Origin of the sequence: Lysobacter solisilvae, from assembly GCF_016613535.2 — a bacterium.
Classification (GTDB): Bacteria; Pseudomonadota; Gammaproteobacteria; order Xanthomonadales; family Xanthomonadaceae; genus Agrilutibacter; species Agrilutibacter solisilvae.
In genome coordinates this window covers 3,425,350-3,437,933 of sequence record NZ_CP071518.1, presented here as the reverse complement: position 1 = coordinate 3,437,933, position 12,584 = coordinate 3,425,350, and the positions used below count along the sequence as shown (strand labels likewise).

Sequence of the window (12,584 nt, the reverse complement as noted above, 5' to 3'; positions counted from 1 at the left end):
GCTCCACGCGCACGCCCGGGACACCTCGGAGATATCGATGTCTGACCTGCTGTGGCAGAAACCCGGCGTCCAGGTGGACGCACGCATCCAGCACTTCCTCGCCGGCGAGGACGTGGTCCTGGACCGCGAGTTCTTCCTGTTCGACATCCGGGCCAGCCAGGCGCATGCCGAAGGCCTTCAGCGCATCGGCATGCTGTCGGCCGATGAGCTGGACGGCATCACGCGCGAACTGGCGGCGCTGGCGCAGGACTTCGAACAGGGCCGTTTCGTGCTGGACGAGCGGTTCGAGGATGGGCACTCGGCGATCGAGGCCCGTCTCATCGAACGACTGGGGGATGCCGGCCGGCGCATCCATACCGGTCGCAGCCGGAACGACCAGATCCTGGTGGCCACGCGCCTGTGGCTGAAGGACCGGCTGACGCGCCTGGGCGCCCTGTGTCGCGAATCGGCCGAGGTCGCGTTGGCCCGGGCGGAAGCAGAGGCGTCGCTTCCACTTCCGGGATACACGCACCTGCAGCGCGCGATGGTTTCCTCCGCGGGCATGTGGTGGTCGGCCTGGGCCGAGGGCTTCATCGACGACGCGGTGCGCGCCGCGCAGACGCTGGCATGGGTGGACGCCAACCCCCTGGGCAGCGCGGCTGGGTACGGGATCAACCTGCCGCTGGATCGCGACCACACCACGCAGGCCCTCGGCTTCGGCCGGCTGCAGGTGGCGGCGGCGTACGCGCAGCTGTCGCGCGGCAAGTTCGAGATGGCCGCGATCGAGGCACTGGGATCGGCGCTGCTGGACCTGCGCCGCCTGGCCTGGGACCTGAGCCTGTTCACCAGCGCCGAATTCGGTTTCGTCTCGCTGCCGCCGCAATACACCACCGGCAGTTCGATCATGCCCAACAAGCGCAATCCCGACGTGATCGAACTCATGCGCGGCACCTACTCGGCGGCCGCCGCCGCCCGCACGGAAATCGAGCAGCTGCTGTCGCTGCCCTCGGGATACCACCGCGACCTGCAGTTCTCCAAGGGCGCGATCTTCCACGCCTTCGGCCGCGGCCTGGCGGCCCTGGAGCTGTTGCCCGACCTGCTGCGCAATCTGGAATGGCGCGTCGACCGGATGCACGCGGCGATCGAACCGTCGATGTTCGCCACCGACCTGGCGGTCGACCTGGCTCGCCAAGGCGTGCCGTTTCGCGACGCGTACCGCCAGGCCGCCGACCCGGCGCGATGGCAGCAGGGCGACGCGGCGGACAGCCTGGCCGCCCGCACCTCACCGGGGGGCGCGGGCGCGTTGCGGCTGGACACGCTGCGCTCGCGACTGGCGGAGTTGAGCTGACCCGCGCCACTTGCGCCACGCCGCGCGCATGGACACGATGTGCGCCGGACAAGGGGAGAGTGCAATGGAACTGCTGACGCTGGATCACTTCACCGGGCACGTCAACGAGACGTTCCCGGCCGCGCTCAACGAGGGCGAGGTGCCCTTCGTGCTGGTGGAAGCCCGCGGCCTGCCGACCGGTGGCATCGCGGCTCGTGCGCCGTTTGCCCTGCTGTTCCGCAATGCCTCGGCATTCCTGTTTCCGCAGCAGACCTACCGGATGCAGCATCCCAGGCTGGGCGAGATCGGCGTCTTCCTCGTGCCGGTGGCGCGCGAGCGCGACGGATTCCTTTACCAGGCCATCTTCAACTGAGCCTGCTTCCACTGGGCCTTTCCATCCGGGCCCACTTCAACTGGGCGAGCCGGCCCGGCTGAGTCAGCTCAACCGGCGCCTGCAACGGCCGGCGCGCAACGCATGTGCAGATGGCTTCCGGTGTCGCCAACGACCTGGAAACCAAGGCGTTCGTAGAGCCGCCTTGCGCCGGCATTGCCGTGCAGTACATGCAGGTGCACGCCGCGCCCGTGGACGGCAGCCTGCTGCAGCGTCGCCTTGATCAGTACCGCGCCTATGCCCTGGCCGCACCAGTGCGGCTGCAGTGCGATGTCCACGATGAGATCGTCCTCGATCTCGTGTGCGAGATAGAAGCGGCCCACGGGCAGATCACCCTGGTGGATCACCAGGAAGTCGGCCTCCGGATACTGCTGCACGTAGTGCCGGTGCTGGAGGGCGAACTGGCTGTCGAGAAACGCCTGGCGGATGTGGTCCGGCGAGGGGACGGCGGCGAGTTCGGCGGCGCGTGTCTGCGCGTAGAGCAGGGCCAGGAAGGGCAGGTCGCCCTCGTTGGCCGCGCGCAGGCCAATCCCGCGCTCGCAAAGGAGCGCGGGTGCCTGGAACCGGACCTGGGTCTGTCCGGGAAACCGCATCGTGCGCGGGCCTCAGCCGAAGGAGGGAAAGATTCCGCTCAGCGCGATGCAGAAGTTCATCGCCAGGTACGGCTGCTGGTTGGGATGCGGCTGGCCTTGCCCGGCCTGGCCGACCAGGCCCGTGGCCATCATCACCGACGGGCTGTTGCCGGGGGCGAATGCGGCAAACGTGGCGGGCGAGGCCAAGCCGTTGCCTGTGGCGGGCGAGGCCGAGCGCTTGGCCGGATCGTTCTGGGCGTAGACGGTCAGGCCGTGCTGGTGGGCCGGCATCTCGTTCTGGGTCAGCGTGACCGTGGGCTCGCCAAAGGTCTCGCCCGTCGTGCGCGGTGTGAGGCCGGGGCCCTGGCCCTGGTTGCACGCCGCGTTGCCCTGGAAATTGGGCAGGGCGAAATTGGTCGTGCCGTTGCCGCCGTACTGCGTGCCCAGCAGCGCGAACAGGGCGGTGTTCTGCTGGATGGGCAGGATCTGCCCCGCACATTGCGCCCAGTTACGCGGCGCGAAGTTGAAGCCGAAGATCTGGATCTCGCCGATGAATGGCTCGGTCATGATGGTGTCCCCAATGTGGTCGCGGCCGCGGCCGCGGTGTGTGCCTTCCGGCAGCCAGGTGGCTCAGTTCTGCTGCGGGTAGATGCCTTCCAGCGCGATGCAGAACTGCACCGTCAGGGTGGGCATCAGGTTGTCGTGCGGCTGGGTGCCGCCCGCGGGCGTCGTCGATGCCACCGACGTCCCCACCGTGCCCACGCCGAGGTCGGTGGCGTACAGCGTGTCGCCGCTCACCGATCCCAGTTCGACCGTGCCGGAGGGCGCAGTCGCGTTGGCGGCCAGCGTGGTCGCCGACAGGCTGTGCACGTGCGCGGGCATCTGCGCAGGCAACAGGGTGACGTTCTCGGCGCCGGCGCGCTCGCCGATGGTGCGCATCGTCAGGCCCTGGCCCTGGCCCTGGTGGAGCGGCACCTGGCCGCGGAGGTCGGGCACGGCGAACGTGTTCTGGCCGTCACCGCCGTAGGTGGTGCCGATCAGGGAAAACAGCGTGTCGTAGTTGGAGATCGGCAGGATGCTGCCGTCGCAGGGCTGCCAGCCCTGTGGGGTGCGCGAAAAGCCGAACAACCGGATTTCTCCGATGTAGGGTGAGCTCATGGATGGAACTCCAGTGGCTAATGGACGCGGGGCCGGCGTGGCCGCGGGCGTCAGTTGCGCGAGGGGAAGATGCCGGTCAGCGCGATGCAGAAATTGATCACGCTGTAGGCTGCATGTTCTCGTGCGGTTGGGTGCCACCGGCGCTGGCCACGCTGCCCGCGGCCAGTTCCACCTGCGGTCCGCCCGTCGGGGCGTAGAGGTTGGCCGTTGCGGTGCCCAGCAGGCCGCCATTGGGATTGCGCGTGGTGTTGGTGGCCGCGGTGCCGGCCAGCTGGTGCACGTGCACCGGCAGGCTCTGGGTCGTCAGGGTCACGGTCTCTGCGCCACCGGCGGCGCCTATCGGATAGTCGTTGCTGAAACCGATCGGTGTGCGGCTGCGCAGGTCCGGCAGCCCGAAGGTGACGCGTCCATCACCACCGTACTGTGTGCCCAGCAGCGAGAAGAGTGCCTGGTTCTGGGCTATCGCAAGCAACTGTCCGTTGCATTGGGCAAATCCTTTGGGCGCGAATTGAAACCCCGCGGGCAGTATCTGCCCGAGAAAGACCTCGGTCATGTCCATTGTCCCCATGTGCCGCGGCTCGTCATGTGCCGCGCGCGGCATGCACTTTCACCTCGCTCCCGGCAAATAGCAAATGCCCTGGGGTAACCGCGGGACAGCCATGTGCCGCTTGCCTAAGGCACTTTCGCGATGGCCGCTTTCCTGTTCGAATGGCGTTGCAGTTCGCTAAGGGGAGGCGACTCCGGGTCCAGCATCCGGTGCCGGCCGACATGGAATCAGTCATTGCCGGCAAGCCGGCGGCGGCAGCCATTGATGGCTGTCCGTTTTGCGAGGACAGCACATGCGCCGTAGTCCGTCCGCCCTTCGGGGCTTGTCCGTCGGTGCACAGTCCCGGCTGACCTTCTGGTTCGCGGCAGTGGTCCTTGTGATGGCCGCGCTGCTGTGGCCGCAGGCGGCACGCGCGCAGGTCGCCTCGCCGCGCTGCCCCGCGCCATTCACCCTGAGCATTCCGAACGCCGGCTCGGGCACGATCAACGCCAACGCCTGCCACGAGGGTTTCGGCATCGGGTTCCTTATGGTGGCGCCGCTGCACGGGTCGGTCACCATCGACACGCTGGCCAGCACGGTCACCTACGCACACAACGGCGACAGCGCGCTCAGCGACACGTTCCGGTTCGATGACGGCTCGGGTTTCTACGTCCAGGTCAACGTCACCATCGGCCCGGCATCGTCCATCACCATCGCGCCGGCGTCGCTGCCCGCGCTCACCGCAGGCACCTCTTTCAGCCAGACGCTCGCCGCCAGCGGCGGCGTCGGTCCTTACACGTACACCCTCGACAGCGGCGCCTTGCCCACCGGATTGACGCTGAGCAGTGCAGGGGTACTGTCCGGCACGCCGACGCAGCGCGGCCCGTTTGCGTTTTCAGTGCGCGCCACCGACGCCACCGCCGCGTTCGGGGTCAAGAGCTACAACCCGACCGTCGCCGGCGGCACGCTCTCGCTGACGCCGAACCCGCCGCCCAATGGCGTGGTCACGGCGCCGTACTCGGTCACCTTCACCCCGTCGGGCGGGGTCACCCCGATGTCGCTGATGTGGGAACCCAACCCGTCCTTCCCGCTGCCGCCGGGTCTGACGCTGTCGGGCAACACGCTCAGCGGCACGCCGACCACGGCGGGCAGCTATACCTTCGGCATCCGTGTCACCGACTCCAGCACGGGGCCTGGCAGCTGGTTCCAGGTGGTCAACGTCACGATGACGGTGACGCCGCCACCGACGATCGTCGTCAATCCGGCCACGGTTCCAGGCGCCACGGTCGGTGTGGCTTACAGCCAGACCGTCACGGGCAGCGGGGGCACCGCGCCGTACTCGTTCGTAGTCACCGCGGGCGCGCTCCCGGCGGGCCTCACCCTGTCGAGCGCAGGTGCGCTGACGGGGACCGCCACCGCTGGCGGCTCCTTCAACTTCACGGTGACGGCCACCGACAACAACGGTTTCACCGGGTCGCGCGCCTACACGCTCACGGTGGCCGCGCCCACCATCACCGTTGCACCGACGACACTGCCCAGTGGCACGCAAAGTGTGGCGTACAGCCAGACGATCACCGCCAGTGGGGGCACGGCGCCGCGTTCGTTTGCAGTGACTGCCGGTAGTCTTCCCGCGGGCATCTCCCTGGGGGCGGGCGGTGCGCTCACCGGAACGCCGACGGTCGCCGGCATCTTCAACTTCACCGTGACCGCCACCGACAGCAGTACGGGCACCGGTGCTCCCTACACCGGATCGCGGGCGTATTCGCTGACCATTGCCTCGGCGGTGATCATCGTTTCGCCCACCACGCTGCCCTCCGGTACGGTGGCGGCGGCGTACAACCAGACGCTTACGGCAAGTGGCGGCGCCGCGCCCTATGGCTTCGCGGTCACCGCCGGCGCCCTGCCGGCCGGTCTCAGCCTGTCCACTGCAGGCGTGCTGAGCGGCACACCGACCGCGGGCGGCTCGTTCAACATCACCGTCACGGCGACGGATGCGAACTCGGGTAATGGCAGCCGCTCCTACTTGCTGCTGATCTCCCCTCCGGTCGTGTCCATCGCACCGGCGTCGCTGCCCGATGGCGCGCAGGCGGTGGCCTACAGCCAGGCGATCACCGCCAGCGGGGGCACGGCGCCCTACGGTTACGCGATAACGGCGGGCGTTCTGCCTGCCGGCATGACGCTGTCGGCGGCTGGCGTGCTCAGTGGCACGCCCACCGGCAGTGGCACCTTCAATTTCAGCGTCACCGCGACCGACAGCAGCACGGGCAGCGGGCCCTACACGGGCTCACGGGCCTATTCGCTCACCATCGCCGCGCCGGTGATCAGCGTGTCGCCCGCAACGCTGCCCGGCGGCACCGTGGCAGCGGCGTACAGCCAGGCGATTACCGCCAGCGGCGGCACGGCGCCATACACCTTCGCCGTTACCGCCGGCGCGCTGCCGGTCGGACTGACACTGGCCAGCGATGGCACGCTGTCGGGCACGCCGACCGCCGGCGGTTCCTTCAGCTTCGACGTGACCGCAACCGACGCCCTGGGCTTCACCGGCGCGCTCGCCTACACGGTGAACATCGCCGCGCCCACGATTTCGGTCGGCCCGGCGACGTTGCCGGACGCAGCGGTGGGGGGCGCCTACCTGCAGACGGTAATCGCCTCCGGTGGCACTGCCCCGTACGCCTTCGCGGTCACCGCAGGTACGTTGCCTGCCGGTATCTCGCTGGCGGCGAACGGCACGCTTTCGGGCACGCCCACCGCGGGTGGCAGTTTCAGCTTCACTGTTTCTGCGACCGACAGCAGCACCGGCGCGGGGCCTTACACGGCAAGCCGCGCGTACACGCTCACCGTTGCGGCTGCGACGGTGGTAGTACTGCCCGCCACGCTGGTTGACGGCACCCTGGGCGCGGCCTACTCACAGAGTCTGTCGGCAACGGGGGGCACGAGTTCCTACACGTTTGCCATCTCCGCTGGCGCACTGCCGCCGGGCCTGGCGTTCAGCAGTTCCGGCGTTCTCAGCGGGACGCCGACGGCGACCGGCACCTTCAACTTCACCGTGACGGCCACCGACAGCAGCACCGGCAGCGGGCCGTATTCGGGCAGCCGTGCCTACAGCGTCGTTGTCGCGGACATCACACCGGTCGCCAACGCGGTAGCGGCCACGGTCGCGTACGGCAGTTCGACCAATCCCATCACCTTGAACGTCACCGGCGGCGTGCCGGATTCGGTGAGCATCGGCAGCGCGCCCGTGCATGGCATCGCCACGGCCAGTGGCACCAGCATCACCTACACCCCGACGGCCGGCTACGCCGGGCCGGACAGCTTCACCTACACGGCCAGCAACAGCGCGGGCACGTCGGCGCCGGCCACGGTCTCGATCACCGTCGCCGATCCGACCATCACCATCACCCCGAACGGGGCGCTGGGCGCCATCGTCGGTGGGGCCTTCTCGCAGACCTTCAACTTCAGCGGTGGCGCTGCGCCGTACAGCGGTGCCGTGACCGGCCTTCCGGCCGGCCTGGCGATCACGGCGACGACGGCCGACAGTGTCACGGTGTCCGGCACGCCCAGTGTCGCGGGCACCTTCAGCCTGACCGTGTCGGCGACCGACTCCAGTACCGGCAATGGCCCGTTCACCGTCAACCAGGCCGTCACCCTCGACGTGCTGCCGCCGGCGCTGACGCTGCCGCCGGCCGCGGGTCCCTTCAACGCGCTGGTAGGCGCGTCCTTCAGCCAGGCCTTTACCGCGACTGGCGGCTCGGCGCCGTATGCCTACGCGATTACCGCCGGTGTACTGCCGCCCGGGTTGAGCCTGGATGCGGCATCGGGTTTGCTGTCGGGTTCGCCGACGGCAGCCGGTACCTTCAACTTCACCCTCACGGCGACCGACAGCAGCACTGGCGCGGGTGCCCCGTTCTCGATCTCGCGCAGCTATGTCGTGCAGGTCGACGTGGCGCCGGTCCTCGTGCTGTCGCCTTCCACGCTGCCTGATGGCACGGCCGGTCTGCCCTATTCGCAGGCGATCACCGCCAGTGGCGGCGTCGAGCCGTACGGGTTCACCGTGATCACCGGCGCATTGCCGGCGGGGCTGACCCTGTCGCCCGGCGGCCTGTTGTCGGGGACGACCCTGGCCACGGGGACGTTCAACTTCACCTTGCAGGGCAGGGACGCGGGCGGCACGCTCGGCAGCCAGGCCTACAGCCTGGTGATCGCCGCGCCGACGATCGTGTTCGCGCCCGCCACGCTCCCCGACGGCGTCGGTGGCGTGGCCTACAGCCAGACGGTCACCGCCACGGGTGGCGCCGCACCGTATGCCTTCAGCCTCGTGGCGGGTTCATTGCCCGCCGGCCTGAGCCTGAGCAGCGCGGGTGTACTTGCGGGGACGCCGACGACGGCCGGCACCTTCTCCATCACCATGCGCGCGGCTGACGCCAACGGGTTCACGGGCGACCAGGTCTACAGCCTCGTGATCGCCGCGCCGACCATCGTGGTTGCTCCGGCGACACTGCCTGATGGCCTGGCTGGCGTCGCGTACAGCCAGGCGCTCTCCGCCAGTGGTGGCACCGCGCCATACAACTTCAGCCTGCTTGCCGGCGCTCTGCCGGCGGGCATGAGTTTCAGCAGTGGCGGCGTGCTCTCCGGCACGCCGACGGCCGCCGGCACGTTCAACATCACGGTGCGCGCAACGGACGCCCTCGGCTTTACGGGCGACCTCGCCTACGCGCTGGTCATCGCCGCGCCCACCATCGCCATCGCACCGCCGACCTTGCCCGATGGCCTCGCGGGCGTCGCCTACAGCCAGACCCTCACCGCCAGTGGCGGCACCGGGCCGCACACCTTCAGCCTGCTTTCCGGCAGTCTGCCGACGGGCATGAGTTTCAGCAGTGGAGGCGTGCTTTCCGGCACGCCGACGGTCGCCGGCAGCTTCAACTTCACGGTGCGGGCGACCGATGCCCTTGGCTTCACGGCCGACCTGGCTTACGCGCTGGTCATCGCCGCGCCGACCCTTGCCATTGCACCGGCGACCTTGCCCGATGGCGTCGCGGGCGTCGCCTACAGCCAGACCATAACCGCCAGTGGTGGCATCGGGCCGTACGGCTTCAGCCTGCTGTCGGGCACGTTGCCGGCGGGCATGAGCTTCAGCAGTGCAGGTGTGCTGTCCGGTACGCCGGTGGCGGCCGGGACGTTCAACTTCACCGTGCGGGCCACCGACGCACTGGGCTTCAGCGTGGATCAGGCCTATGGCCTCGTCATCGCCGCACCTGCCGTCGTCATCGCGCCGGCCACGCTGCCTGACGGCAATGGCGGCGTCGCCTACAGCCAGTCCATCAGCGCCAGCGGCGGCACCGGGCCGTACAGCTTCAGCCTGCTGTCGGGCACGTTGCCAACGGGTATCAGTTTCAGCAGCGCGGGGTTGTTGTCGGGCACGCCGGTGTCGAGCGGTACGTTCAACTTCACCGTGCGCGCCACCGATGCCCTGGGCTTCAGCGCCGATCAGGCCTATGCATTGGTCATCATCGCTCCGAGCATCGTGATCGCCCCCGCCACGCTGCCCGATGGCGTTGCCGGCGTGGGATACGGCCAGAGCCTGACCGCCAGTGGCGGCACCGGTCCCTATGGCTTCAGCGTGGTGGCCGGCTCGCTCCCGACCGGGTTGACGCTCAGCAGCGCGGGCGTCCTCTCCGGTACACCGACGGCCGACGGCACCTACAACTTCACCGTGCGGGCCACCGACGCCCTGGGCTTCGGCGGCGATCAGGCCTATGCGATTGCCATTGGCGCGCCGGTGCTGGCGATCACCCCCGACACGCTGGCCGACGCCCTGGCCGGCAGCCCGTACAGCCAGTCGCTGGCAGGCACCGGTGGCGTGGCGCCGTACAGCTTCTCGCTGGTGTCCGGTGGTCTGCCCTCCGGGCTGAGCCTCACCAGTTCGGGCGACATTTCCGGTATCCCGCTGGCGGGAGGCACGTTCGCGTTCACCGTGCGCGTCACCGATGCCAACGGATTCACCGGTGACCAGGCGTTCTCGCTGTTCGTCGAAACTCCGGTGGTCGTCATCACGCCGGACCTGCTGCCCGATGGCGCCGTCGGCTTCGCCTACTCGCAGTTCCTGTCGGCTGCCGGTGGCATCGCGCCATACACCTTCACGGTAGCCGCCGGCGCGTTGCCGGGCGGGTTGACCCTGGCCAGCGATGGCACGTTCTCCGGCACGCCGACCGCATCGGGCACGTTCAACTTCACGATCCGTGCGACCGACCTCAACGGCTTCTACGGTGAGCAGGCGTACGCCTTGACCATCGCGCCGCCGCCGACAATCACCATCACGCCAGCCGCGCTGGTCGATGGCGTCGTCGGTTCCGGCTACTCCCAGACCCTGACCGCCACGGGCGGCACCTCGCCGTACACCTTTGCGGTGACGTCCGGGGCGCTGCCGCCGGGCATCAGCCTGGCCACGACGGGCAGTCTGGCCGGGACGCCAACGGCCACGGGCGGTTTCAGTTTCCAGGTCACCGCGACCGACGGCCTCGGCTTCACCGGCACCCACAGTTTCACCCTCACCATCGCGGACGCACTGCCGGTGGCGGTCGATGATGCCGCCTCCACGGATGCCGGCACGCCGGTAACCATTGCGGTGACCGCCAACGATTCCGGCACGATCGGCTCGATCGCACTGGCCTCCACGCCGGCGCATGGCACGGCCGTGGTGGCCGGGCTGGAAGTCCAGTACACGCCGGCCAGCGGCTTCGCCGGGAGCGACAGCTTCACCTACACCGCGACCGGCCCGGGCGGTACGTCCAACGTCGCGACCGTGTCGGTCGAGGTCATCCCGCTGCCGGTGCCCACGGGCGTGCCGCAGACCGTGACCACGCTGGCCGGCCAGCCGGTCTCCTTCGACGCGGCCACGGGCGCCACGGGCGCGCCGTTCACCGGCGTCACCCTGGTGACTACGCCGCCGCAGGGCGTGGTGGAAGTGGCCGGGACGACGATCACCTACACGCCCGCGGCAGATGCGTCGGGCAGCGTGACCATCGCCTATACGCTCAACAACGCGTTCGGGCCGTCCGCGCCGATCACGTCGACGGTGATCATCAACCCGCTGCCCATCGCCGTCGCCCACAACGCGACGACGCTGGCCGGAATCGCGGTGGACGTGAACCTGACCGAAGGCGCCAGCGGCGGACCGTTCACCGCGGCCGACGTGGTCACGATCATCCCGGCCGCGGCCGGCACGACCGTGGTCACCGCCGCGGGTGCTGCCGACGCTCGCCAATACGTGCTGACGTTCACCCCGAGTGCGGGCTTTGTCGGAACGGCCCAGGTCAGCTACACGCTGGGCAACGCGTTCGCGACGTCCTCCCCGGCGGTGGTGACCATCGATGTCACGGCCCGCCCCGACCCGACGCAGGACGCCGAGGTCCAGGGCCTGCTGGTGGCGCAGAGCGCGGCTGCCAAGCGGTTCGCGCATGGCCAGATCGACAACTTCCAGTCGCGCATGGAACGCCTGCACGACGCGGGTGCGGGGCAGGGCTTCGACAACGGCCTGACCGTGGCGATCACGCGGCGCTGCCACGACGGCCGCGCGGAGCGGCCGGGCGAGCGCTGCGCCGACGAGCCGCTCGGCTCGCCGGTCAGCAGCGCGGCTTCGCCGGCCGGTGAGACACCGTCCGGCCCAGGCAGCCAGGCGCCGGTTGGCATCTGGACGGCCGGTGCCATGGCCTTTGGCGATTACGACCTGCGCGGCCCGGGCAATGGCTTCGAATTCGAGACCAGCGCCGTCAGCCTGGGCGTCGACTATCGCTTCAGTCCGGGACTGGTCCTGGGCGGGGGCGTGGGTTACGGCCGCGACGTCACGGACGTGGGCGACAACGGCACCCGCAGCGAGGCGTCGGCCCGCAGCCTGGCGCTGTACGGCAGCCACCAGCCGGCGGACAACTTCTTCGTCGATCTGCTGCTGGGTTACCAGAGCCTGTCCTACGACTCGCGGCGCCACGTCACCGCGACCGGCGGCATGGTCACCGGTGACCGCGATGGCGACCAGTGGTTCGGATCGCTGTCGACCACCTATGAGAAGCGCGAGGAGTCCTACACGCTGGCGCCGTACCTGCGGCTGGACGTGGCGCGCGGCGAGCTGGATGCCTTCACCGAGCAGGGCGATCCGGTCTACGCGCTGCACTACAGCCAGCAGGACGTGGACAGCACGACCGGCAACCTGGGCCTGCGCGTGGAGTTCCGCCGCCGCACGGGCTGGGGCCTGTTCTCGCCCCTGCTGCGGTTGGAGTACCAGCACGACTTCGAGGATCCGGGCGTGGCCACGCTGACCTATGCCGACCTGCTGGGCGGGCCCTTCTACCGCACCCGCCTGACCGAGCTGGACAGCAGCCGCTTCCTGCTGGGCGTCGGTGCGATCCTGCAGACCGAGCACGACTGGCTGTTCAAGGCCGAATACCGCGGCCTGTTCGGCAACGACGACCAGGACGAGCATTCGATCATGCTCAACGTCGAGAAGCAGTTCTGAGTGCGGCGCGGTCCGGCGCGCCGAGGCAACGCAGGCGGCTGCAGCCGCCTGTGGGGCCAGCGGAAACCGCCCGGACCGAGCGCTGAAACGCGAAAGCCGGCCCCAGGCCGGCTTTTTCGTGGGCG

6 protein-coding genes and 1 pseudogene are annotated in these 12,584 nt (G+C 69.3%); 3 read left to right on the top strand and 4 right to left on the bottom strand.

The window, feature by feature from the left end:
- The first annotated feature begins 37 nt into the window (after nt 1–37).
- Both argH and I8J32_RS15120 read left to right on the top strand, forming a co-directional pair.
- A complete protein-coding gene (argH, locus tag I8J32_RS15125; RefSeq protein WP_200615946.1) occupies nt 38–1,327 on the top strand; it encodes an argininosuccinate lyase in 1,290 nt (429 codons plus the stop codon).
- A gap of 64 nt (nt 1,328–1,391) precedes the next feature.
- Nucleotides 1,392–1,679 (top strand): DUF6916 family protein, encoded by a 288-nt coding sequence (locus I8J32_RS15120; protein WP_200615945.1) that lies wholly within the window; start codon nt 1,392–1,394, stop codon nt 1,677–1,679.
- A 68-nt stretch (nt 1,680–1,747) separates the two neighbouring features.
- Here the strand turns inward: I8J32_RS15120 and I8J32_RS15115 are convergent, their stop codons facing one another.
- The 4 genes and pseudogenes from I8J32_RS15115 to I8J32_RS15100 all read right to left on the bottom strand — a co-directional run bounded on the left by I8J32_RS15115 (nt 1,748) and on the right by I8J32_RS15100 (nt 3,980).
- A complete protein-coding gene (locus I8J32_RS15115; RefSeq protein WP_207526655.1) occupies nt 1,748–2,290 on the bottom strand; it encodes a GNAT family N-acetyltransferase in 543 nt (180 codons plus the stop codon).
- A 12-nt stretch (nt 2,291–2,302) separates the two neighbouring features.
- Nucleotides 2,303–2,836, bottom strand: a complete 534-nt coding sequence (locus I8J32_RS15110) for a phage tail protein (protein WP_200615942.1) — start codon at nt 2,834–2,836, stop codon at nt 2,303–2,305.
- A gap of 63 nt (nt 2,837–2,899) precedes the next feature.
- The gene (locus I8J32_RS15105) at nt 2,900–3,427 is read right to left on the bottom strand and encodes a phage tail protein (protein ID WP_200615940.1); all 528 of its coding nucleotides are present in this window, start codon (nt 3,425–3,427) and stop codon (nt 2,900–2,902) included.
- A 50-nt stretch (nt 3,428–3,477) separates the two neighbouring features.
- A pseudogene (locus I8J32_RS15100) lies at nt 3,478–3,980 on the bottom strand (phage tail protein).
- A gap of 316 nt (nt 3,981–4,296) precedes the next feature.
- Between I8J32_RS15100 and I8J32_RS15070 the strand changes: the two are divergent.
- Nucleotides 4,297–12,459 (top strand): putative Ig domain-containing protein, encoded by an 8,163-nt coding sequence (locus tag I8J32_RS15070; protein WP_245156352.1) that lies wholly within the window; start codon nt 4,297–4,299, stop codon nt 12,457–12,459.
- Nucleotides 12,460–12,584: the final 125 nt, after the last annotated feature.

What these genes read in the sequence shown, in the direction of transcription:
- argH (WP_200615946.1), top strand. Translation starts at nt 38, where the DNA reads ATGTCTGACCTGCTGTGGCAGAAACCCGGCGTCCAGGTGGACGCACGC.
- I8J32_RS15120 (WP_200615945.1), top strand. Translation starts at nt 1,392, where the DNA reads ATGGAACTGCTGACGCTGGATCACTTCACCGGGCACGTCAACGAGACG.
- I8J32_RS15115 (WP_207526655.1), bottom strand. Translation starts at nt 2,290, where the DNA reads ATGCGGTTTCCCGGACAGACCCAGGTCCGGTTCCAGGCACCCGCGCTC.
- I8J32_RS15110 (WP_200615942.1), bottom strand. Translation starts at nt 2,836, where the DNA reads ATGACCGAGCCATTCATCGGCGAGATCCAGATCTTCGGCTTCAACTTC.
- I8J32_RS15105 (WP_200615940.1), bottom strand. Translation starts at nt 3,427, where the DNA reads ATGAGCTCACCCTACATCGGAGAAATCCGGTTGTTCGGCTTTTCGCGC.